This is a genomic window from Bifidobacterium canis (assembly GCF_009727065.1).
Lineage (GTDB): Bacteria > Actinomycetota > Actinomycetes > Actinomycetales > Bifidobacteriaceae > Bifidobacterium > Bifidobacterium canis.
This window is the reverse complement of sequence record NZ_WNLP01000005.1, coordinates 73,723-95,349: the sequence shown is the minus strand read 5'-3', so window position 1 is coordinate 95,349 and position 21,627 is coordinate 73,723. Positions and strand designations below refer to the sequence as shown.

The 21,627-nt window shown below is 58.3% G+C and carries 16 protein-coding genes and 1 pseudogene; 15 read left to right on the top strand and 2 right to left on the bottom strand.

The genetic code is table 11. The annotated features are described in order from the left end of the window. Positions 1 to 73: 73 nt before the first annotated feature. The 6 genes from GSD1FS_RS10145 (at position 74) to GSD1FS_RS05685 (ending at position 6,837) form a co-directional block, all read left to right on the top strand. Entirely contained in the window at positions 74 to 208 is a 135-nt protein-coding gene (locus GSD1FS_RS10145; protein WP_281349838.1) for a hypothetical protein, read from the top strand. Between the two features lie 202 nt (positions 209 to 410). Next, entirely contained in the window at positions 411 to 941 is a 531-nt protein-coding gene (locus tag GSD1FS_RS05705; protein ID WP_246165912.1) for a TM2 domain-containing protein, read from the top strand. 121 nt (positions 942 to 1,062) lie between these two features. Beyond that, positions 1,063 to 2,250, top strand: coding sequence for a lipoate--protein ligase family protein (locus GSD1FS_RS05700; protein WP_343030219.1), 1,188 nt, complete (start codon positions 1,063 to 1,065; stop codon positions 2,248 to 2,250). 130 nt (positions 2,251 to 2,380) lie between these two features. Then, positions 2,381 to 3,103 (top strand): Crp/Fnr family transcriptional regulator, encoded by a 723-nt coding sequence (locus GSD1FS_RS05695; protein WP_155588774.1) that lies wholly within the window; start codon positions 2,381 to 2,383, stop codon positions 3,101 to 3,103. A gap of 243 nt (positions 3,104 to 3,346) precedes the next feature. Next, entirely contained in the window at positions 3,347 to 5,590 is a 2,244-nt protein-coding gene (locus GSD1FS_RS05690; RefSeq protein ID WP_155588773.1) for a transglycosylase domain-containing protein, read from the top strand. A 119-nt stretch (positions 5,591 to 5,709) separates the two neighbouring features. Continuing rightward, positions 5,710 to 6,837, top strand: coding sequence for an NADH:flavin oxidoreductase/NADH oxidase (locus GSD1FS_RS05685; protein ID WP_155588772.1), 1,128 nt, complete (start codon positions 5,710 to 5,712; stop codon positions 6,835 to 6,837). Between the two features lie 85 nt (positions 6,838 to 6,922). Here GSD1FS_RS05685 and GSD1FS_RS05680 read toward each other — a convergent pair whose 3' ends face one another. After that, complete coding sequence (locus GSD1FS_RS05680; protein WP_155588771.1) at positions 6,923 to 8,071, bottom strand: quinone-dependent dihydroorotate dehydrogenase; 1,149 nt, start codon at positions 8,069 to 8,071, stop codon at positions 6,923 to 6,925. Positions 8,072 to 8,210: 139 nt separating this feature from the next. Here GSD1FS_RS05680 and GSD1FS_RS05675 point away from each other — a divergent pair, with 139 nt between their 5' ends. The 8 genes and pseudogenes from GSD1FS_RS05675 (at position 8,211) to GSD1FS_RS05640 (ending at position 19,531) form a co-directional block, all read left to right on the top strand. Continuing rightward, positions 8,211 to 9,224 (top strand): polyprenol monophosphomannose synthase, encoded by a 1,014-nt coding sequence (locus GSD1FS_RS05675; RefSeq protein ID WP_246165909.1) that lies wholly within the window; start codon positions 8,211 to 8,213, stop codon positions 9,222 to 9,224. 109 nt (positions 9,225 to 9,333) lie between these two features. Continuing rightward, on the top strand, positions 9,334 to 10,140 hold the full coding sequence (locus GSD1FS_RS05670) for a DeoR/GlpR family DNA-binding transcription regulator (RefSeq protein ID WP_155588770.1): 807 nt from the start codon (positions 9,334 to 9,336) through the stop codon (positions 10,138 to 10,140). A 1-nt stretch (position 10,141) separates the two neighbouring features. Beyond that, positions 10,142 to 11,397 (top strand): annotated as a pseudogene (gene galT / locus GSD1FS_RS05665) (galactose-1-phosphate uridylyltransferase). 26 nt (positions 11,398 to 11,423) lie between these two features. Beyond that, positions 11,424 to 12,671, top strand: coding sequence for a galactokinase (gene galK / locus GSD1FS_RS05660; protein WP_155588769.1), 1,248 nt, complete (start codon positions 11,424 to 11,426; stop codon positions 12,669 to 12,671). A 318-nt stretch (positions 12,672 to 12,989) separates the two neighbouring features. Next, on the top strand, positions 12,990 to 16,646 hold the full coding sequence (locus GSD1FS_RS05655; RefSeq protein WP_155588768.1) for a SpaA isopeptide-forming pilin-related protein: 3,657 nt from the start codon (positions 12,990 to 12,992) through the stop codon (positions 16,644 to 16,646). Positions 16,647 to 17,130: 484 nt separating this feature from the next. Further along, a complete protein-coding gene (locus GSD1FS_RS05650; protein ID WP_246165906.1) occupies positions 17,131 to 17,694 on the top strand; it encodes a class C sortase in 564 nt (187 codons plus the stop codon). Positions 17,695 to 17,839: 145 nt separating this feature from the next. After that, on the top strand, positions 17,840 to 18,112 hold the full coding sequence (locus tag GSD1FS_RS05645) for an ACT domain-containing protein (protein WP_155588767.1): 273 nt from the start codon (positions 17,840 to 17,842) through the stop codon (positions 18,110 to 18,112). A gap of 54 nt (positions 18,113 to 18,166) precedes the next feature. Next, positions 18,167 to 19,531, top strand: coding sequence for a PFL family protein (locus tag GSD1FS_RS05640; RefSeq protein ID WP_155588766.1), 1,365 nt, complete (start codon positions 18,167 to 18,169; stop codon positions 19,529 to 19,531). Between the two features lie 58 nt (positions 19,532 to 19,589). Here the strand turns inward: GSD1FS_RS05640 and GSD1FS_RS05635 are convergent, their stop codons facing one another. Next, entirely contained in the window at positions 19,590 to 20,234 is a 645-nt protein-coding gene (locus GSD1FS_RS05635; RefSeq protein ID WP_155588765.1) for a tRNA (cytidine(34)-2'-O)-methyltransferase, read from the bottom strand. 275 nt (positions 20,235 to 20,509) lie between these two features. Between GSD1FS_RS05635 and GSD1FS_RS05630 the strand changes: the two genes are divergently transcribed. Continuing rightward, the gene (locus GSD1FS_RS05630; RefSeq protein WP_155588764.1) at positions 20,510 to 21,529 is read left to right on the top strand and encodes an HhH-GPD family protein; all 1,020 of its coding nucleotides are present in this window, start codon (positions 20,510 to 20,512) and stop codon (positions 21,527 to 21,529) included. The last annotated feature ends 98 nt before the right edge of the window (positions 21,530 to 21,627 follow it).

The following is a 21,627-nucleotide window of genomic DNA, read 5'->3' as shown; positions in this document are numbered from 1 at the left end:
ACGAACGAATGCCTTATGTTGGTATTCGCCGATGTTCGACAAGCGCGTAAGCGCGAATAGAAAAGAGGACATTATGTGCTGCAACTGCAACGAAGAGGCACCATTCAACTTCAGCAATGGTTTCCAGACCTATGCTCGTCCAACCGCTGGCCCATACATCGCCACGACGCACGTGCCGTCGGAGTATGGCCCGGTCTACGTTGACTGAGCGTTCCGTTTAGCAACACAATGCATGAAAGAGGTCGGTTCTCCGGCCTCTTTTTGTTTGCCGCGCTGCCGCGAATAATAAGTAATCAGACATAGCGGCGGCGAGATGAAGCGAGCGAACAGAGTGTGCATACTGTAGGATTTTGAAATCAGACGAAGTCCGTCAGATACGCACAACAGAGCACTTGAGAAGGAGAACACTCATGAGCGATCCGAACGCATACCAGCCGCAGCAGCCGCAGTACGGCAACGCGAACGGTGCGACGCAGCCCAACGCCGCGGCGACGCCGGAGAACACGGTGAACGTCGCGCCAGAGCAGCAGTATGACGCCAACAATGCGCAGATGCCGCAGGCAGATGCGTATGCGAACCCGTACGCGAACACGGAGAACCAGTACGCGGCGCAGAACAATACGATGTATGCGAACACGCCTGCGCAGGGCGGCTACACGCAGTATGCGCCGCAATATCAGCAGGTTCCATCGACTTACATTCCGCGCAACAAATATGTGGCGGCGGCGCTCGCCCTCTTCTTCGGCATCTTCGGTCTGCACAACTTCTATCTCGGTTTCACCAGCAAGGCAATCGCACAGGTACTGATCACGTGCCTGACCTTCGGCATCGGCGCGATCGCCGTGCTCATCTGGTCGATCGTCGAAGCCATTCAGATCCTGACCGCCGACTACGGCACCGAGCATCATCGCGATGCGCGCGGAGTCGAACTCGCGGACTGATTGCGCAGAATACTTCGCAAATGAAGTAATACTGAAGTAATGCGCGAAGCATAGGGCCGACAGTCATCTGCCGGCCTTTTGTTTGCGAGAACTCACACAAGAGAATGCTATATTGACAGGCGTGAGCAGCGTGAACAACAGCTATGTTGGCCCGAATACGCGGTATGGGCAGGGCGAGGTCAAAATTCCAGGCGGCAAACTCGTGCGCGTGACGGTGCAGCAGCACGACCACCATGAGTCACAGGCGATAATCGACGGCGACTTCTTCCTTGAGGAAGAGTCGAGCGAAGTGCTCGACCGCGCACAGCAGATACTGAACGAACAGCTGGCGGATCTGCCGCGCGACTGGGAGAACTGGCAGGCCGACGAATATTTCGCGTATTATCGCCGGCTCGCAGATCGTCTCACCGCAGTGCTGGCAGATGTGCTCGTCGGCGTGAACGGCGAAGCCATCGCGTTGGCTTTTATGCGCGCGTTGCTGAGCGGCACGACCAATGAGCATGCGCGCGAGCAGGAGCGAGCCTTCGAACAGATTCGTGAAACGCGCGTGAAACAACAAGTCGAGCGCGCGCAAACCGGCACGGCGCGCGCCGAACAGCTCATCTCCGCGGAAGAAATAGCTCGGCGCTGGTCACAGCTCTCACTCGAAGTATTCGTGGACATTCCGCGCATGCCCGCCGAAGAGATGCGCGTAGACAAAGTGTGGGCCGAGCAAGTGGCTGCGGGGCAGCGACCACCCACACTGCGGTTCTGGAACTGGGCTGCGCCGGCGGTGGTGTGCGGCAAATACCAGTCGATCGCAGACGAAGTGAATCTCGAATATGCGCGCGAGCAGGGAATTCAGATTGTGCGCCGAGACACCGGCGGCGGCGCAATGTTCATCGAACCGGCGAACACGATCACGTTCTCGCTGTATGCGCCGTTGAGCTTCGTCGACGGACTCGATGCGCGCCAAAGCTTCCAACTGTGCGACGCGTGGCTGATCAAAGCGCTCGCCGATTGCGGCATCAGCGCCCACTATGCAGGACTCAATGACATCGCGTCGGATCGTGGCAAAATCGGCGGCGCTGCGGAGCGTCGCTTCGCCGGCGACCCGGGTTGCCTGCTGCACCACGACACGCTGGCGTACGGCATCGACACCGAGAAAATGTCGAAAGTGCTGCGCGTGTCGGCGGAGAAGATGTCAGACAAAGCGGTGAAATCAGCGAGCAAACGCGTGGATCCTATGAACACGCAGACGAGTTGGTCGCGCGAGCGAATCGTGAATCAAATGGAACGCACCGCGCGCGAGTTCAGCGCGAAACACTAGTGTTTGCAATATATTCTGCAACATATTCTGCGCGTGCCGACGATGTTCACGCGGGCGAGGTGATTAGCGCAAGCTGAGCATTTCGACTAAGGTTTCTAGAGTATTGACTCGGCGATCGAAAGGAATGGCGATGGGGCAAACCTCCGAGAATGAGCAAGACGCGACGCAGCGCAACCCGCTGCTCGAAACCGCGTTGTTCAAGCAGGTTTCGCCACAGCAAGCCAAGGAACTCATCCCATACCTGCGCCACGAGGTCTTCGACAAAGGCGAATACATTTTCACCGAAGGCGACACCGACCAGCGCATGTATGTCATTCAATCCGGGCGAGTCAAACTCACACGGCAGTCCGCAGATAAGCGCGTGCAGCTGCTCAGCATTCAGACCCGCGGCGAATTATTGGGCGAGATTCCGGTGTTCGACCCCGAGGGAGGCCCGCGCACCGCGAACGCCGTCGCCATGGTGAATGACACGCAAGTGGTGTGGCTCGACCACGACGCGCTGTTCGCATGGCTTGACAAATACCCGCGCGTCGCGGTTGATATGCTGCAGGTGCTGGCGAACCGCATGCGCGCGAACAACGAGCACATCGCCGACCTCGTGTTCACCGACGTACCCGGACGCCTTGCCAAGACACTGCTCAACCTCGCGTCGCGCTTCGGTGAACCGGTGGAAGCCGGTCTGCAGGTGCCGCACGACCTGACGCAGGAAGAGATGGCGCAGCTCGTCGGCTCGTCACGCGAAACGGTGAACAAGGCGCTGACCGACTTCGCGAACAGAGGGTGGATTGCGCGCGAAGGCAGAACGATCATTATTTACCAGCCGGGCGCGCTTATTCGCAGATCGCAGCGCTGACGCGAGTTTGTGAGAGTTCGTGAGCTCCACAGTTTGCACTTGTTGACAATTCTTTGAAGAGTATTGTGCGAGCTGTGCGCATGCGATAGAATGGTCGCCGCTCATACACCGACGCGTACGCGCGGTGATATGCATGTGAACTTGAATGCTTGCTGAACACCAACTGAGCGTTGTTTGAGACTTTCTCGAATGTGTTGTAAACAGTACGCTCCGTGGTAGAGCGGGAACAATAGAATAAGAACCATGCCCAAAAAGAAGAAGAACCTGACGGGTGCGCGCATACTCGCGCTCGCCCTAGCTTTTATTACGCTATGTCTCGGCGGTGGCGTGACCTTGAGCGCGCTTTTCCTGCCCGCTGTGATGGGGGCAAATCAGATTGCGAAGGCCGTCAGCCCGTCGATGCAGGTTGAAGGCATCGACTTCGACGTGACGAATCTTCCGCAGAAATCCACGATGTATGCGAACGACGGCAAGACGGTTATCGCCGAGTTCTACGCGCAGAACCGCGAAGTCGTGCCGCTGAAAGATATTTCAAAGCCGATGATGCAGGCGGTCGTCGCTCGCGAAGACCGCCGCTTCTGGGAGCACTCCGGCGTCGACGTGCAGGGCGTGCTGCGCGCATTCATACAGACATACATGAAGGGCGGCGATCAGCAGGGCGGTTCGTCGCTGACTCAGCAGTATGTGAAGAACGTGCTCGCAACGCAGGCGCGTGAGAACGACGACCCGATCGCCGAATACCATGCTACGGAAGACACGATCGCGCGTAAGATGCGCGAGATGCTGATCGCCGTGCAGATGGAGAAGAAGTATTCGAAGCAGGAGATTCTGCAGGGCTACCTGAACATCGCGCAGTTCGGCTCGAATTCGCTGTATGGCGTGCAGGCCGCCGCGGAACGCTACTTCAACACGACCGCCGACAAGCTCAACATCGTGCAGGCTGCAACGATCGCGATGATCACGAAGAATCCGTCGAAATACGATCCTTCGATTGAAGAGAATCAGCCGGAGGCCGAGAAGCAGCGCAACATTGTGCTCGAACTGATGAAGAACCAAGGGTTCATCACGCAGAAGGAGTATCAGGATGCGGTGAATACGCCGCTGAAAGACACGCTGCACATCACCACTGTGGCTCGTGGCTGTATGGCGGCGAAATACAACGCCGGCTTCTTCTGCGACTACGTGGTGCACAAGATCGAGAACTCCTCGGAATTCGGCAAGACCGCGAAAGAGCGTGAGAAGCTGCTGCAGGAGGGCGGTCTGCAGATCGTCACGACGCTCGACCTCGATGCGAGCAACGCGTTGATGGACACGGCGAACGCGACCATTCCCGCCAACGATTCCAGTGGCATGGAAATCGTGATGGCGTCGGTCAAGCCCGGCACCGGCGAAGTGCTTGGCTTCGGCCTCAACCGCACTTACGATGCAACCGATGCGGCGGCCACAGACCAGACGAAGGCTTCGATGAACTATGCCGTTGATCAGGTTGACGGCGGTGGCCAGGGCTTCGCGATCGGTTCGTCGTGGAAGCCGATCAACTTGATCGCATGGATGCAGAAGGGCCGTTCGATCAACGAGATGCTCGCGGCGCCAACCGACTACCTGACCAGCCAGTTCAACTGCAACGGCTACACAGGCGGCACTGACAACTGGCATGTGACCAACGCATTGACGAACGGCACGACGTCACCGGAAAGCCCATTCCTCGGCTTGGTGCGTTCGCACAACACGACGATGGCCGCCATGGGCGCGAAGATCGGCTTGTGCGCGGTGGCTGATGCGGCGAAGGCCGTGGGCTACCACAATGCGAAGATCGGTCAGGAAGACGTGTACAGCGATATTTCGATGCACCCGGCGCTGTTGATCGGTGGTACGACCTCCGTGTCGCCATTGACGATGGCGAACGTGTTCGCCACCTATGCCACGAACGGTGTGGAGTGCACGCCAATCGCGATGAAGAAGGTCACGAACGCCGACGGCAAGGAGCTTGAGGTGCCGAAGGCCAACTGCCATCAGGCCGTTGACAAAGACATCATTCAAACGTTGGCCTACGCGATGAACCAAGGCGTCGTGAGAGCTGACGGTGCAGGTGGTGCGGCTCAGCTCGCCAACGGGCGCAAGACGTTCGCGAAAACCGGTACGAACGAGAACATGTATGTGACCACTGGCGGATTCATTCCGAACCAGATCGCCACGTTCGTGCTCGTCGGCGACGTGCAGGATCCTACGAACCACCCGATCGAGAACATCGCCATCAACGGCAACTACCACGGCTACTGGGATGGTTCCACAATCGCCGCGCCTGCCTTCAAAGACGCGATGAACATCTACGCCGACAAGAAGCAGCTGCCGATGGATAACGACTACGGACAACCTGTGGCCAAATACATGGGTGGCAGTACGAGTACCAGCACAACGAACGGTACGACGACGAACAACAACACCACTACGAACAACAACAGCACCAACACGCAGACAACGCGCTGATCTGTTGATAAACGAATCGCCCTCCCAGCCGATGTGCGGGGAGGGCGATTTCGTTTATGAGATTTGAACTTTGTGACGCATGGTGCTCAAAGCCTCACGCAATGTGTTAAGGTGCGGGTATGAGCAAGACAAAGCGCAAAACCGAAGACAAACCAACACTGTTCACACCGATGACGCTACGAGGTGTCACCGCCCGCAATCGCATTTGGATGCCGCCTATGGACACCTATTCGGTGTTCGACATGGATGGCAGGCCGACCAACTTCCATTACCAGCACTATGTGTCGCGCGCAATGGGCGGATTCGGTCTGATCATCTTCGAAGCGACGGCGGTCGCTCCCGAAGGCCGCATCTCACCGTGCGACCTCGGGCTGTGGGACGACGCCCAGATCGACTCCTACCGCTGGATCGTTGACGGCGTGAAGAAAGCGGGTGCCGTTGCCGGCATCCAGCTGAACCATGCAGGGCGCAAAGGCTCCACCGACTGCTTCTCGCTGCGCACGAAGACGGGCTATGTGCCACCGGAGAAGGGTGGCTGGCAGACGGTCGCGCCGAGCGACATCGCCTTTGAGGGGCTTCCGACGCCACGCGCGCTGAGTGTGGACGAGATTCACGAGATCGTCAACCGGTTCCGCGATGCTGCATGGCGTGCAATGCAGGCTGGCTTCGACGTGATCGAGATTCACGCCGCACATGGCTACCTGCTCTCCGAATTCCTCGACCCGCTCGTCAACACCCGTGACGACGAATATGGCGGCTCACTGGAGAATCGTATGCGCATCGTCGTTGAAGTGGCAGACGCTATCCGCTCGGTTATTCGCGACGATATGCCGTTGTTCGTGCGCATTTCGGCCACGGACTGGGCTGAAGGCGGCTGGGATGTGAACCAGAGCGTCGAGCTCGCCAAAGTGCTTAAGCAGCACGGCGTCGATCTGGTCGACGTGTCGACCGGCGGTATTCTGCCGAATGTGAAGATTCCGGTGAAGCCGAACTACCAGGTGCCATTCGCGAAGCAGATTCGCAAGAAGGCCGATGTGCCGGTGACCGCTGTAGGCCTCATCACGAAGCCGAAGCAGGCCGCCGAAATCGTGGCCAAGGGCGAGGCCGACGCAGTGGAGATCGGGCGTGCAGCCCTCCGCGAACCTTACTGGCCTCTGCGTGCAGGCTTCAAACTCGGTGAGCCAACCGACATCCTGCCATACCCGCCGCAATATGTGCGCGGTGCTTGGCATAAATCCTCCAAGTAGCCTCCTTATCCCTTTTCCCTCCAACCCTCCTCGTCTTGCCTGCCGGTGGTCCTTGCAGCCCTCGACGAGGAGGGGAGGGGGAGAGCTAGGCGTCGATGCCCACCGCGTCGGCCACATTGTCGAAACCGTCGCGGCGAAGCAGCTGCGCCAATCCGCGTTTGAGCACCGTGATCTGCTGTGGGCCGCGATACATCAGCGACGAAATGAACATGACGAGCGACGAGCCTGCGCGAATCTTCGCGTAGGCCTGCTCCGGCGTGAACACTCCGCCGACGCCGGCGATCGCGAAACGGTCACCATATTCGCGGTAGGTGCGGCGCACGAGTTCGGTGCTCGCCACCGTGCATGGGCCACCGGAGAGTCCGCCGAGCCAGCTCGCGGGAATGTCGAGTCCGGTGCGATCCTTCTGCAGATTCGCAATCGTCACGCCCTGCACATTGTGCTCGGCCAGCACATCGAGGAACTCCTTGAACTGCGGCCATGGCTTGTTCAACGGCATCTTCACGAGCGTCGGCTGCGGACGGTCAATTTTGTCGAGTTCGGTGAACAGCTTGTCGAGATTGGCGGGGGAGTCGGTGAACGGTTCGCCCACCGTGGTGTTCGGGCACGAGATATTCACCTCCACCATCGCGGTGCGTCCTGCCGCGCGGCGCATCGAAATGCAATAATCCTCGATGCCCTCGTCGAGATCGCCCACCTGATCGTCGTTCGTGCGTGCGATCGACACGCTCACCTGCATCGTCTTCGTGCGACGCCAAGCATCTTCAGCACGTTCGATCACCACGTCGGAGCCGTCGTTGGCCAAGCCGACATGCACCATCATCGAATCATATTCAGGCAAACGGTGGAACCACGGGCGCGGATTGCCTGCGCACGGGCGCGACGTCGTGGAGCCGATCGTCTCGAAGCCGAAGCCGGCGTTGTCGAGCAGCTTCACCATCTCGCAGTTCTTGTCGAGTCCCGCCGACAATCCGAACGGATTCGTGAAGTTGACGCCCATCACGTTCGTCTCGAGAATCGGGTCGGTGTAGTCGAGCATCTCGCGCAACAGCCACATGAGCGGAGGAATCCTGCCGGTGACATGGCAGAACTTGATCATGTCGTCATGCGCGACATCGGGGGTGTGGTTGAACACGAAATCTGGTTTGACAACGTGCTTGTATGCGAACGTGAACAAGTCGGTCGTTGCCTTGTTGACGGAGTCATGCAGACTATTTTGAGAAACGTAAGTCATAATCTCCATTGTGCCATTGTTGCGCGAATTGTGCCATTGAACATGTGCCGCCGAACAATGCAGTGGATTCGGCGGTGCGCGAGCGCAAATGCGTGCCGAAGACTACGCTCGAACATACAGGCCGACGGTGGGAGGACATATGCAGCGTGTGTGCGTGGTGATGCCAACGTATAACGAACGTGACAATCTTGAACCGACGCTGAGTGAGATTTTCTTGCGCAACCCGAACATCGACGTGCTGATCGTCGACGATAATTCGCCGGACGGCACGGGCACTCTCGCCGACGTGATCTCTCGCGTAACACTGCTGTCGCAGGATTTGAGTGTCGAGGCGAACGGGAACGCCGACATCTACGACGTCTCCTTTGCCGCCGACGACAGCGATTCGTCTCTGTATTCGGACCAGCATGTGAGCACGGCGGATCTGAAGATAGCGGACCGACTCAACGACTGCTCGATCGACTCGCACGTCTACACGTTGCACCGTGAACGCAAACTCGGGCTGGGCACCGCATATATTCAAGGATTCGAGTGGGCGCTCGCTCACCATTACGACATCGTGTGCGAGATGGACATGGACGGCTCGCACAGGGCGCAGGATCTGCGCGCGTTGATCGACATGCTCGAGGCGAATCCGCGGTTTGACCTGGTGCTGGGGTCGCGGCGCGTGCCTGGCGGCACGACGCGCGACTGGCCGTGGTATCGCGACATGATTTCGCGCGCAGGCTCGCAGTACGCGCGTTTTATGCTTGGTCTCAAAGTGCGAGACATGACGTCTGGTTTCCGCGCATACCGCGCGTCGATCCTGCGCAAAGTCGACCTTGAGGGCATCGATGCGAACGGCTACGTGTTCCAGATCGATATGACCCGCCGTGTTATCGCCGCAGGCGGCGCCGTCGCTGAGATTCCGATCGTGTTCCCAGACCGCACGCGCGGCGATTCGAAGATGGACAGGGCGATCGTGCGCGAGGCGATGCAGAAGGTGACGCAGTGGGGCTTCGCGCGCATGCGCAACGATGTGACGCGCAATAACAGGCGAGTCGAAAATCGCGTGGCGGAAGAACTCGCGTTGCCCGAGCAGCTTATTCGCGAAGATGCGGGCATCGCCGCGCAGGATCCGGAGAAATCCGAGGAATACGTCGACCGCGATTAACGCACGTATTTTCACTGTATTTGCGCTTTTTGTGCGAAGTTGAGAGAAAAACACGCCGAAATGTTCGGTTGAAGTTGTTCTTTGAGAGTTGATGTGCGATAATGTTCATATGATTTCTTCGCAACGCCAACATTTGATTTTGGGGCGCCTTCGCACACGCGGCGCGGTGCGCATCACCGCTTTGTCGAAAGAGCTGGGCGTCTCGGCGATGACGATTCGCAGGGACATCGCCGAGTTGGCAGACAAAGGGTTGCTTCGCCGTGTTCACGGCGGAGCCGTCTCGACCAGCACGTTGCTCAGCGAACCGCTGTTCTCGGTGAAATCGCAAATGGACATCGGGCTGAAAGACGCGATCGCGCAGGAGGCCATCAAATATGTGTCTCCGGGCGATGTGATCGCGATCGGCGGCGGCACCACCGCGTACGTGTTCGCGCAGCATCTGCTCGAATCGCAGAATGCGAACGGCATCACCATTCTCACCAATTCGATTCCGGTGGCCGAACTTGTGCAGGCGCTGGAGTCGAAAGACGTCGAGGTGATCGTCACAGGCGGCGTGATCACGCGTTCGAATTCGCTCGTCGGGCCGATCGCAGACAAAGTGATCGCCTCGCTGCGTGTGAACACCGTGTTCTTGGGCACCCATTCCGTGTCGATGCCGCGCGGATTCCTGATGCCGAACTCGCTGGAAGCGGCCACTGACATGGCGATGATGGACATCGCCGACAAAACGATTATTCTTACCGACCACACGAAATGGAGCAGCACATCGCTGTCGCTGTTCGCACGTTTCGAGCAAGTGGATACGGTGATCACCGATGACGGGCTCGACCCGGATTCGGCGATGAAAACAAGGGATTTGGTCAAAGAGCTGGTTTTGGCTCATAGCACTGAAACCGACAATGAAGAAAGTGAGTAGCATGACTGAATTCGCGCATTATGAGCCTGGTGACTATGCACAGAAGCATTTGCGCATCACGCCGACAACGTTGTCTGATGGACGCGATTTTTCTATATCGACGATGAAGACGACTACGTTTCGGGCAAGAAGACCCGTGAGCTGAAGGATCCGCGCGATCTGGCGTACCGCTTCGCGCCTCACATCAATGCCGAAGGCGTGGAAGTGGAATACGCGGCTCCGCAGATGCGTCGCGATCCGCTGACCGGCGACTGGATTCCAATGGCCACCGCACGCATGAACCGCCCGATCACCGCGGGCGCCGGCGCGACCGCCAAAGGCAATCCGCTTGCCGCACGCAAGCCGGGCGACCCGTATCAGGACGGCGAAGTGCCAGACACCGATTACGATGTGGTGGTGTTCGAAAACCGCTTCCCGTCAATGGTGCAGGTGCCGGGCGTCGACATCAACAAGATCAGCTACGTCGACGGCAACCCGCTGTGGGAGGAGCGCCCAGCCGCAGGCCGTTGCGAAGTGATCTGCTTCGACCCAGACGAGAACGGGCTTCCAGCTGACTTGAGCGTGAAGAGGCTGCGCACCGTCGTGGAGGCATGGGCCTTCCGCACCGCCGAACTCAGCACGATCGACGGCATCGAGCAGGTGTTCCCGTTCGAGAACCACGGCGAAGAGATCGGCGTCTCGCTGGCTCACCCGCACGGCCAGATCTACGCCTATCCGTTCATCGCTCCGAAGCTCGAAACCGAACTCCAGCACACGCAAGCCTACTTCGAGAAGACCGGTGGCAACCTGCTCAAGGATTTGATGAACGCGGAACTCGAGGCGAAGGAACGCGTCGTGATGCGCAACCACAGCTGGGTCGCCTACGTTCCAGCCGCGGCACGCTGGCCTCTTGAGGTGCATGTGGCTCCTGTGCGCGACGTGCTGACGCTCGACCAGCTGAACGATCAGGAACGCTGGGACCTCGCCCAGATGTATTCGACGCTGCTCAAACGCGGCAACCGCTTCTTCGACAAGGGTGACGGCAAGGGCATGGACCTGCCATACATCTCCGCATGGCATCAGGCTCCTGTGCGCGATGCACGCCGCGAGAACTACCGCCTGAACCTGCAGTTCTTCTCGTTCCGTCGCGCTGCCAACAAGATCAAGTATCTCGCCGGCTCCGAATCGGGCATGGCCGCATGGGTTTCCGACACCACGCCGGAGCTCATCGCCAACCGCTTCCACGAGCTCGGCCCGATCGACATCAGCGAAGACTGACGGCGACAACGTAGAAAGGGTTTACCATGACACAGGTTGACATCGTGAACGCGATGAGCGACGCCGAGGGCGCGGCAAAGGTGACCGCCCTGTTCGAACGCACGTACGGCACGAAACCTGCAGGCGTGTGGGCTGCACCGGGGCGCGTGAATCTGATCGGTGAACACACCGACTACAACGGCGGCCTTTGCCTGCCGATCGCATTGCCCCATCGCACCTACATCGCATTGTCGCCACGCACCGACACGCAAGTGCGCGTGGTGTCTGACATCAACGAAAACGACGTGCAGACCGCCGATCTCAACGGTTTGGAAGCCGGTGGCATCGACGGCTGGGCCGCCTACCCGGTGGGCGTGGCATGGGCGTTGCGCGAAGCCGGCCACGACGTGCAGGGCTTCGACGCCGCATTCAGCACATGCGTGCCATTCGGCTCAGGCCTGAGCTCGTCGGCAGCCATGACCTGCTCGACGGCACTCGCGCTCGACGGCGCATACGATCTCGGCTTCGGCGCCACCGACGCCGGCCGCATCACGCTGATCAACGCAGCCATCACGTCGGAAAACGACATGGCGGGCGCCTCCACCGGCGGCTTGGATCAAAGCGCGTCGATGCGCTGCACGCCGGATCACGCGATTCGCTTGGACTTCCGCCCGGGTTTGACCGCCGAGGAGAGCGCACAGCAAGAGGCGTTCGATTTGAGCAATCACGGACTCGAGCTGCTCGTGCTCGACACCCGCGCCCCACACCAGCTCAACGACGGCCAGTACGCTCAGCGTCGCGCCACCTGCGAAGAAGCCGCCGAACTGCTCGGTGCCGACAATCTGCGCGAAGTCGCCGATCTGGTGAACGCGCAGGCAGACCCGGCGACCGCGCTCGAAGGCGTGCTCGAACGTCTCGACGACGACACGATGCGCAAGCGAGTGCGTCACGTGATCACTGAGATCGGCCGCGTCGACGACTTCATCGAAGCCTTCGCCGAAGGTGACATGCAGACCGCCGGAGACCTGTTCAACGCATCGCACGACTCGCTGCGCGACGATTACGAAGTCACCGTGCCGGAACTCGACATCGCCGTGGACGTGGCTCGTGACGAGGGCGCGCTCGGCGCACGCATGACCGGCGGCGGCTTCGGCGGCTCGATCATCGCACTGGTGAACCAGGGCGAGAGCCAGCGCATCGCGCAATGCATCGCCGACGAATTCGAGCGCCGCGGATTCAACGCACCGCGCGCACTGCCCGCATATGCGGCGCAGAGTGCGCACCGCGTGCAGTAGCGCATAGCACGCAGAACATCTACCGCTGAACAATGTGCAGGTATTGCAAAGAACGCAATACCTGCACATTGCTATGTGTTGCCAATAGTGCAGGCGCGCATCACTCGCAGACGCTCGCAAACACTGGCGTTGCAAGTGATATGAGTTTGCATAAGCAAACGTGAAACCGGATTGTTGAGACTTCGTAAAACATCTCGCAACACCCTGTGCTTTCGAGAACGCCGTCACTACATTTGGATTGATTGCAAATATTGATCGCAAACGGCGGCGCACAAATCAGCAGAAGCACAGGCAGCCGGTGCTGTGACGGTAGGTGTGATGACAAGACTAGACGTTCGTTCCGCAATGCGCACAAGCGTGCGCCGCGGCATACTCATGGTGGTGGCGGTGGTGATCGCCATAGCCACCGCATTCACGCCTATTTCCGTTGCAGCACAGCCCGCAGTATCTCAAACGCCACGATCTGAAAAATCCGCCGATCTGAGCCAATTCCTCAATACCAACAAAGGCACGGGCGGCATCACCATCGCGGGGCTGACCAAAAACGAAAACGGATCATACTCATATTTCGAGGGGCAAACCGCTTCGATCACGTTCCATTGGGCGGAACACAATGATTTGCAGTTCGATGTGCGCAACACGATGTTCTACGACATGCCCGCTGGATTCCTGCCGTTGTCGCCGCAAGAGAACGAAGTCAAAACGTTCACGGTGAGCATCAATGACGGCGGTAAATTGTATGAAATCGACGGCAACACCTACAAATTCGTGCGCATCGACAACTCTGATCGTTACAAAATACTGATCGATTTCAACAAGAATCATGCAGATTTCGCGAGCTTGGAGAGCGCCGCGAACATCGAGCTCAATCTGAACATGCAGTTCACGATGTCGCAATTGACCGAGAAGAACCCGTTCGGGCAGGGCGTCGACATGAGTTTCGAACTCGACACGTTGCGTAAGCCGACGCTCAACGTCAATAAGTATGCGTCGATTAACGCTTCCGAAGGCAAGGTGTATTACACGGTTGAAGTGAAGTCGATGGACGGCACGAGCTTCGACGTGCGCGTGCTCGACACAATGCCACAAGGTGACGTGCTCACCTTCGACCAGAGCAGTTTGCAATGGGATCCGCGCCGTGACGCCGACTCGTGCTCGACGACGCAGAATTCGTTCGACTGCACGATCTCGCAGATCAAGCAAGATGAGACGATTCGCTTCACATACGCCGCTTCATTCAGCGAGGACGCATATTGGCAGGCGCTCGTGAACAATAACGGGAACGCCGATGCGGTGGCCGAACAGTATCTCAACGTTGCCAACGCGAGCGCAGACAAGTCGAATCCTGGTGAGGGCAGCACGTGGATGCCGAAACCGCAGTTTAACTCGTATGTGAACAAGTCCGGCAGTGCCGAAGCCGCCGTTGAGGGTTGGCATACGGTGAACTGGACTGTGAACGTGAACGAGCAGCGCCAGCATTCGCTCGCCGGCTCGGTGATCAGTGACGATATGGTCAAGCCCGGCGATGACTGGAAAACTGAGAAAACGCGCGAGAATATGGTGTTTGCGGGCGATGGCATCAGCGTGCAGGTGTTCGATCAGAACGGCAACGAGCTGGCGGAGAGTCCGCGCAAACTGAGCTGGGCCGAAGTCGGCGTGCATAATCTGAACGTCGACAAGAAGTGGGAATATCAGGTGCCCGCCAGCGATGGCGCGTTTCAATACCGAATCACTTACAGTACGAAGGTGAAAGAGGGGATCGAGGGGAACACCGTGGTTAACACGGCGTCGTCGAAATATCACAGTGCCACCACCGAAGTGTATATGCCGAGCCAGGATTCCGGTGATGGCGGCGATTCCGGAGATACGCCAAGCAAGCCGACGTTCCCGGAGAACGCGCTGACCAAAAGCGTGGACACCGCAGCGAGCACCGCGGAGAAAACGCGGTGGAACATCGATGTGAAGACGCCGGAGGGTGGCTACGAGTCGCTGACGGTGACCGACACGTTGCCGATGCAGTATGTCAATGCAACGGAAAGGCACTACAGTGACTACCTCGACGGTATGCAGGTGGACAACCCTATTCGCGAAGACACGACTACTGATATTGACAAAGCGAAACAAAATATTCGCGTTGCGTTCACTGCAAACAACGGTGCGGAGCAGGTGCTGTCACCAACCGATGACTACACCGTTAATGTGAGTTTCAGAACCAACGACCACACTAAACCGAGTGATGACAGCATTATCGCCAGTATTGTGCTGACCGAGGCAGGCCTTGCGAAGATCAGCGCGGAAGGCGTGCTGCGCGTCACGTTGGTGACGGTGAATAACCAGCATTGGGTGCAGAACTCCGGCAGTGAGGATTGGTACGCCGAGCACAAGAACACGGCGAGCGCACAGGCGAACAACGCGTCAATGGGCGAGTCGAGCGCGACAGTGAGGCTCAAGCCGCAGGCAAATCGTGCGATTGCGAAAACCGTGTCAGATAAAGACGCGGGCACAGTGAGTGGGCCGACGTACCTGCCCAATACGTTGACCACGAAAGATGGCAAAAATGTGCCGGTTTGGTATTTCCGCGTGATGTTCGACAAGCAGTCATACCCCGCGAATGGTGCACAGGTGATCGACACGTTCGACACCGACAAGTTCCGGTTGGTTACGCCGCAGGATTTCAACTTCACAGATGGAAATTTCCCCTCCCGCATGAAGAGTGCACTCACGTTCCGGTACTCCGAGTCAGAGAACAAGTTCGACGTGCAGACAGACAAGGGCAATGTGTTTACTGCGGAAAACTACGCGCAGTATTTTAGCCAGACTGACACCGGTGCGACGATTAATTTGCCTGAGCCAGACAAATGGTCAGACACTGATTATGTCACTCATTTCGGCGTGATGTATGCGCTAACGCCGACGGCGGAGTATCTGCAAAGCATTGACCAAGAGGCTGTGAACTCGGCGACCGGCATACTGAACTTCCACAACGATGCGTCGTGGGGCACGAACAATGCGTCCGCGGAGTTCCATTACGAGAGCAAGCCGATGAGCAAAAGCGTCAACACGTCAGGATTGAGCGCGCAAAACAGCAAATTGGATTTCACACTTGACATCAATCCAAAGGCATTGCAAATCGGTGACGATGATACCGTCGATGTTCGCGACACGATGTCGAGCAATCTGCGCATGAAACTCAACACAATTGTTGTGAGAGATGTGGCGAGCGGCATGGATATCACGTCGGAGATCACGATAAGTGAGGCTGACGGCACCTACACGTTCACCGTGCCGAATGGCAGGCATCTTCGCATCACTTACAGCGCATCGGTATTCTCGTCCGGTTCGTCGAGCTCGGTGAATTTCTCGAATACGGCGAGCATCAACGGATTCTCGACGGAGCAGAGCGATTCGGTGGCGATCACCAGTTCCGCCGGAGGCAACGGCAGCAGTCCGGCTATGTATTTGTATAAATACGAGTCAGGAGACATGAACAAACTATTGAAGGGAGTCACGTTTGCGCTGCAGGAGCAAACAAGCAGCGGCTGGAAGACGGTGGGCAACTACACGAGTAATGAGCAAGGCGTGATACATATCACAGCAGATCTTGCTGATAATGGAACGCCTAATGGGCAACCTCTGAAGTTCGATGTTCCATATGCTCTGGTGGAAACGAAGGCGTTAAGTGGATACCGTACGCCCGAGCGTGCGATCTATTTCATGATCCGCTCGAATCCGCTTCAGCACACAGCCAACACGGTTGATGCCCGACAGTTCCTCCAGCTGGCCACTGGCGACACGTTGCCGGTTTCGAACGACCCGATCATCCCCGACGACCCAGCGGTGACGTTGCCAGGTGCCGGTGGGCGGGGAGTGACGCGGTGGATGACGCTCGGCTTCGCGGTCGTAGTGCTGGCGATGCTCGCGCATATGGCGATCGCGCGCCGCTCATACGAGCGTGCGGGCGAGCCTCTGCGCTGACCGACCGCAGAGACCCATCTGTATGGGGCGCCAGTGCGGAACAGTTGCCTGCGCTCACTACACAAGAACCGACCAATATATATATTGGTCGGTAATCTGTCTAATAACTAAGTAAGTAATTCGTATTGGCAAAACAGCGGAATGGTGTGCGGATGAAATCACAGCGAAAAACCGCGGGCGCGAAGATGTCGAAGAGCAAATTCGCGGCGATGCTCACGTTCATGATCATCATGCTGATCGTCGGCGTCGGGCTCATCGTGTACCCAACGGTCGCCGATGCGTGGAATCGGCACGTGGCGAGCCGTGCGATCGCAGGCTATACGCAGCAGGTTGCCGACACTCCGAAGGAAGACCGCGAAGCACAACTCGAGAAGGCGGCGAACTACAACGCGTCACTGGTAGGGCAAGGAAACGGGCGATTCCTGCCCAATGCGGAGGAGAAAAAGAATACAATTCGATTCTCGACGTGTCGGGCACCGGAATCATGGGCTATATTTCAATTCCTGCGATTCACGCGCGCCTGCCGATCTACCACGGCACCGACGAAGCGGTGCTGCAGATCGCAGCCGGTCACTATGAGGGGTCGAGCTTCCCGATCGGCGGCGAGTCAACGCACGCGGTGATCACCGGGCACACGGGTCTGCCGTCCGCGCAGCTGTTCACTGGCATAGATGGCATGAAAGAGGGAGATAAATTCTCGATAACCGTGTATGACCAAGTGCTCACCTACGAAGTCGAAGAGCGCCAAGTGGTGCTGCCGACGAACGTCAAACCGTTGGCGATTCAGGAGGGACGAGATTTGGTGAGCCTGATCACCTGCACGCCATACGGTGTCAACTCTCACCGACTCATTCTGACCGCGCACAGAATCCCCACGCCGGAAAATTCGAAAGAAGTCGAAGTCAATCCGGAGCAGGCGATCATGAGCGACGTGCTGATCACAGCACTGGTTATTCTCGGCGTCGCCGGCAGTATGGTGTTCATCGTCGTGCACAGCCGCCGCAGAAAGCGGCGCGTGCAAGCCGGGCGACACAGTGCCAAGCAATAATAATTTGAAAATATTGCACAGCAAGCAGTGTGCGGGCGCGCGTTCTGATATGCGGAAGAACACGGCGGTTGGCATCGGCTCTTCATATACTTAAGTGAGTCGGCACTCGTCGCGTGTGCGGCGGGGTAGAAAAGCAGGGAGTTCCATGAACAAGGCAATCATCACCGTCGTCGGTCAAGACACCGTCGGCATCATCGCTCGCGTGTGCACATATCTGTCGAATCACCACACGAACGTGCTCGACATCTCGCAGACTATCATCGACGGATTCTTCAACATGATGATGATCGTCGACTACTCGCAGGCAGACGTGTCGTTCGAAACGATCGTCGAAGATCTCGACTCGCTCGGCGAAGACATCGGCGTGCGCATCCGCTGCCAGCGCGAGGAAATCTTCACGAAGATGCACCGCGTCTGATTCGCGCGAATCAACCGTTGCACATCGCAGGTGTATTTTCACAAAGGACAATTTATGCTGAATATCTTGGAAGTCCACGAGACGAACCAGATGATCGAGCAAGAGAAGCTCGACGTGCGCACAATCACGATGGGCATCAGCCTGGTTGACTGCGCGACAACCGACGTGCAGGAGACGTGCGAGAAGATCTACAACAAGATCACTACGTATGCCAAGGATCTGGTCTCCACGGGCGAGGCGATCGAACGTGATTTCGGTATTCCGATCGTCAACAAGCGCATCACCGTGACGCCGATCTCGCTCGTCGGCGCGAGCTGCTGCAAAACCTCCGCCGACTTCGTGCAGATCGCGCACGCACTCGACCGTGCGGCGAAAACCGTGGGCGTCGATCTGATCGGCGGCTACTCCGCGCTCGTCTCGAAGTCGATGACGCCAGCTGAAGAACTGCTTATTCGTTCGCTTCCCGCAGCGTTGAGCGAAACCGATATCGTGTGCTCGTCGGTGAACGTGGGATCCACGAAAACCGGCATCGACATGAACTCGGTGGAACTGCTCGGCCACATCATCAAAGAGATCGCCGAAGCGACCGCTGACATCGACTCGTATGGATGCGTCAAATTCGTGGCGTTCTGCAATGCGCCTGACGACAACCCGTTCATGGCGGGCGGCTTCCACGGCGTGACCGAGGGCGATGCTGTGATCAACGTGGGCGTTTCCGGCCCGGGCGTGGTTTCCAGCGCGCTCGACGCCGCCAAAGGCAAGGATTTCGAGTTCCTGTGCGAAACGATCAAGCGCACGGCGTTCAAGATCACGCGCGTCGGCCAGCTCGTGGCTCAGGAGGCTTCGAAGCGCCTCGGCGTTCCGTTCGGCATCATCGATCTGTCGCTGGCTCCTACGCCGGCCGTTGGCGATTCCGTTGGCGAAGTGCTCGAGAAAATCGGCTTGGCACAGGTGGGCGCTCCCGGCACTACGGCTGCACTGGCGATGCTCAACGACCAGGTGAAGAAGGGCGGCATCATGGCGTCCTCCTACGTCGGCGGGCTTTCCGGCGCGTTCATTCCGGTGTCGGAAGACAAGAACATGATCGATGCGGCGAAGTCCGGTTGCCTGACGATCGAAAAACTCGAAGCGATGACCTGCGTATGCTCGGTTGGCCTTGATATGATCGCAATTCCAGGCGACACTTCGGCCTCCACGATCTCCGGCATCATCGCCGACGAAGCCGCCATCGGCATGGTCAACCAGAAGACCACCGCCGTGCGCGTCATTCCAGTCGTCGGCAAGGGCGTCGGTGAGATGGCCAACTTCGGTGGCTTGATGGGCTATGCGCCGATCATGCCGGTCAACACCGCGTCATGCGAAGCGTTTGTGACGCGCGGCGGCCGCATCCCAGCACCAATCCACAGCTTCAAGAACTAGGCTGCGCTACAATCGTTTGCCCTCCACGATCCTTCAATCGTGGAGGGCATTTTCGTCTCTATTCGCCGCCTTGGAATCCGAGCTGACGCCACGCCTCATAGATGGCGATCGACGCGCAGTTCGTCAGGTTCAGACTGCGCAGACTTGGGCGCATCGGCAAGCGCACCTGTTCCGCAACGTGCGGGCCTGCCATAATATCCATCGGGTCGGGAATATTGCCCGGCTCGGGGCCGAACAGCAGAATATCGGTCGGCTTGTATTCAACCTCGGTATACAGCTTCGTGGCGTGCGCGGTGAACGCGATAATGCGCGAATTCGGCATCGACTCGACGAGATCCTCGAAGTTCGGGTGCAGCACGACGTGCGCCATATCGTGGTAGTCGAGTCCGGCGCGGCGCAGCTTCGTGTCGCGTAAATTGAACCCGAGCGGTTCGATCAGGTGCAGAATGGTGCCGGTCACCGCGCACAGGCGGATCGCGGAGCCGGTGTTGCCGGGAATGCGCGGCGAGTAGTAGCACAGGTGCGGCGTCGACGTGGGCGTATTCGCAGCCTCGCGCGCGCTCAGCATGGCGTCGACCACCGAAATCGGATTGCCGTGCGCGTCGGTCACCAGTTCGTCGGGGCCATAATTCGACTTGCGGTAGCCGTATTCAAACATTTTCTCAACGCGCTCTTCCGGCGCGGCGTTCTCGTTGTCTGCCATGCTCACACCATATTGCGCTCAACCGACAGCCGTCGACTTTTCAGCGACCCGTATATATGAGTCATGTGTAAGGCGCAAAATCTGGGGTGCAAGGTGCGTCGGCCTTCGTTACGTTATGTCTATTTGGTAAAACTGCGCGTGTAATTTCCAAATAGAGTGCCCAAAACTCCAATTAGACATAACGGCAGAACGATTGAGCGAAGTGGACTGCGAAGAAGAGGCATGGGGAGCTGACGGCGGGCGATGCGGCAGGCAGAGGGAACGACACGGCGGTCATGGTGGACGGTGTGAAAGAGGTATGTAAGAAAAAGTGGCGTGCGGTACGATGCTGCTATGACTTCTCCGCGAACTTCTTCCAAAAACCCACGCCGGTGCAGATAGTGGGCGAAAGCCGCGCGCGCGAGCTCGAGCAGAGCGCGCAGTCGGCACGACTCGCATTGCAAGCGTGGTGGGCGAATAATGCGCGAGATCTGCCGTGGCGCAACGAATCCACGACGCCGTGGGGAGTGCTCGTGTGCGAAGTGATGAGTCAGCAAACGCAGATGAGCCGCGTCGTGCCATATTGGAACGCGTGGATGGCGCAATGGCCCGACGCCGCAGCGCTCGCGCAGGCAGATAAAGCGGATGTGATTCGCGCGTGGGGCAGACTCGGCTACCCGCGCAGAGCCTTGCGTTTGCAGGAGTGCGCGCAGCAAGTGGCGGCACAATACGACGACCGCTTGCCCAGTGATTACGACGAACTGCTCGCACTGCCCGGCATCGGCGACTACACGGCCAGCGCAGTGCTCAGTTTTGCGTTCGGCAAGCGAGTCGCGGTGATCGACACGAATATTCGGCGCGTGCTCAGCCGCGCATTCTTGGGCATCGAGTCACTCGGCGGATCGTGCACGCCTCTTGAGCGCGCGCTCGCGTGGGTGGTGCTGCCGAAAGCGGCGGGCGAGTCGGCGGTCTGGAATCAGGCGGTTATGGAGCTCGGCGCGATTGTGTGCACTGCAAAACAGCCGTTGTGCGAGCAGTGCCCGCTGCGAGCACAGTGCGCGTTCGTGAAAGCCGGTATGCCGGGCTTGGGGGAGCGACGCACGCGTCCGCGCCAAAAATTCGCGGGCACCGACAGGCAGGTGCGCGGCAAGATCATGCAGGCATTGCGCGCGCTGCCGACCGGGCAGACGCTGCAATACAAAGACGCGCAGAAATTATGCGATGATGCCGCGCAGCTCGACCGCTGCATCGCGTCGCTCGACGAAGACGGATTGATCGAAATCGTCAACGGGCACGATATGCGTTTGCCAGCGTGAGCTTTTAGTATTTGCTGTTTTGCTGTTTTTGCGTCAAGTTTTGCCGTTTATACACAAAAATCAGCTGTTTTGTGAGTCGGAACGGCAAAACCAGTTGA

Bases quoted from the DNA above. Each gene is read 5' to 3' on its own strand.
- GSD1FS_RS10145 (WP_281349838.1), top strand. From the start codon at position 74: ATGTGCTGCAACTGCAACGAAGAGGCACCATTCAACTTCAGCAATGGT.
- GSD1FS_RS05705 (WP_246165912.1), top strand. From the start codon at position 411: ATGAGCGATCCGAACGCATACCAGCCGCAGCAGCCGCAGTACGGCAAC.
- GSD1FS_RS05695 (WP_155588774.1), top strand. From the start codon at position 2,381: ATGGGGCAAACCTCCGAGAATGAGCAAGACGCGACGCAGCGCAACCCG.
- GSD1FS_RS05690 (WP_155588773.1), top strand. From the start codon at position 3,347: ATGCCCAAAAAGAAGAAGAACCTGACGGGTGCGCGCATACTCGCGCTC.
- GSD1FS_RS05685 (WP_155588772.1), top strand. From the start codon at position 5,710: ATGAGCAAGACAAAGCGCAAAACCGAAGACAAACCAACACTGTTCACA.
- GSD1FS_RS05680 (WP_155588771.1), bottom strand. From the start codon at position 8,071: ATGACTTACGTTTCTCAAAATAGTCTGCATGACTCCGTCAACAAGGCA.
- GSD1FS_RS05675 (WP_246165909.1), top strand. From the start codon at position 8,211: ATGCAGCGTGTGTGCGTGGTGATGCCAACGTATAACGAACGTGACAAT.
- GSD1FS_RS05670 (WP_155588770.1), top strand. From the start codon at position 9,334: ATGATTTCTTCGCAACGCCAACATTTGATTTTGGGGCGCCTTCGCACA.
- galK (WP_155588769.1), top strand. From the start codon at position 11,424: ATGACACAGGTTGACATCGTGAACGCGATGAGCGACGCCGAGGGCGCG.
- GSD1FS_RS05655 (WP_155588768.1), top strand. From the start codon at position 12,990: ATGACAAGACTAGACGTTCGTTCCGCAATGCGCACAAGCGTGCGCCGC.
- GSD1FS_RS05650 (WP_246165906.1), top strand. From the start codon at position 17,131: ATGGGCTATATTTCAATTCCTGCGATTCACGCGCGCCTGCCGATCTAC.
- GSD1FS_RS05645 (WP_155588767.1), top strand. From the start codon at position 17,840: ATGAACAAGGCAATCATCACCGTCGTCGGTCAAGACACCGTCGGCATC.
- GSD1FS_RS05640 (WP_155588766.1), top strand. From the start codon at position 18,167: ATGCTGAATATCTTGGAAGTCCACGAGACGAACCAGATGATCGAGCAA.
- GSD1FS_RS05635 (WP_155588765.1), bottom strand. From the start codon at position 20,234: ATGGCAGACAACGAGAACGCCGCGCCGGAAGAGCGCGTTGAGAAAATG.
- GSD1FS_RS05630 (WP_155588764.1), top strand. From the start codon at position 20,510: ATGGTGGACGGTGTGAAAGAGGTATGTAAGAAAAAGTGGCGTGCGGTA.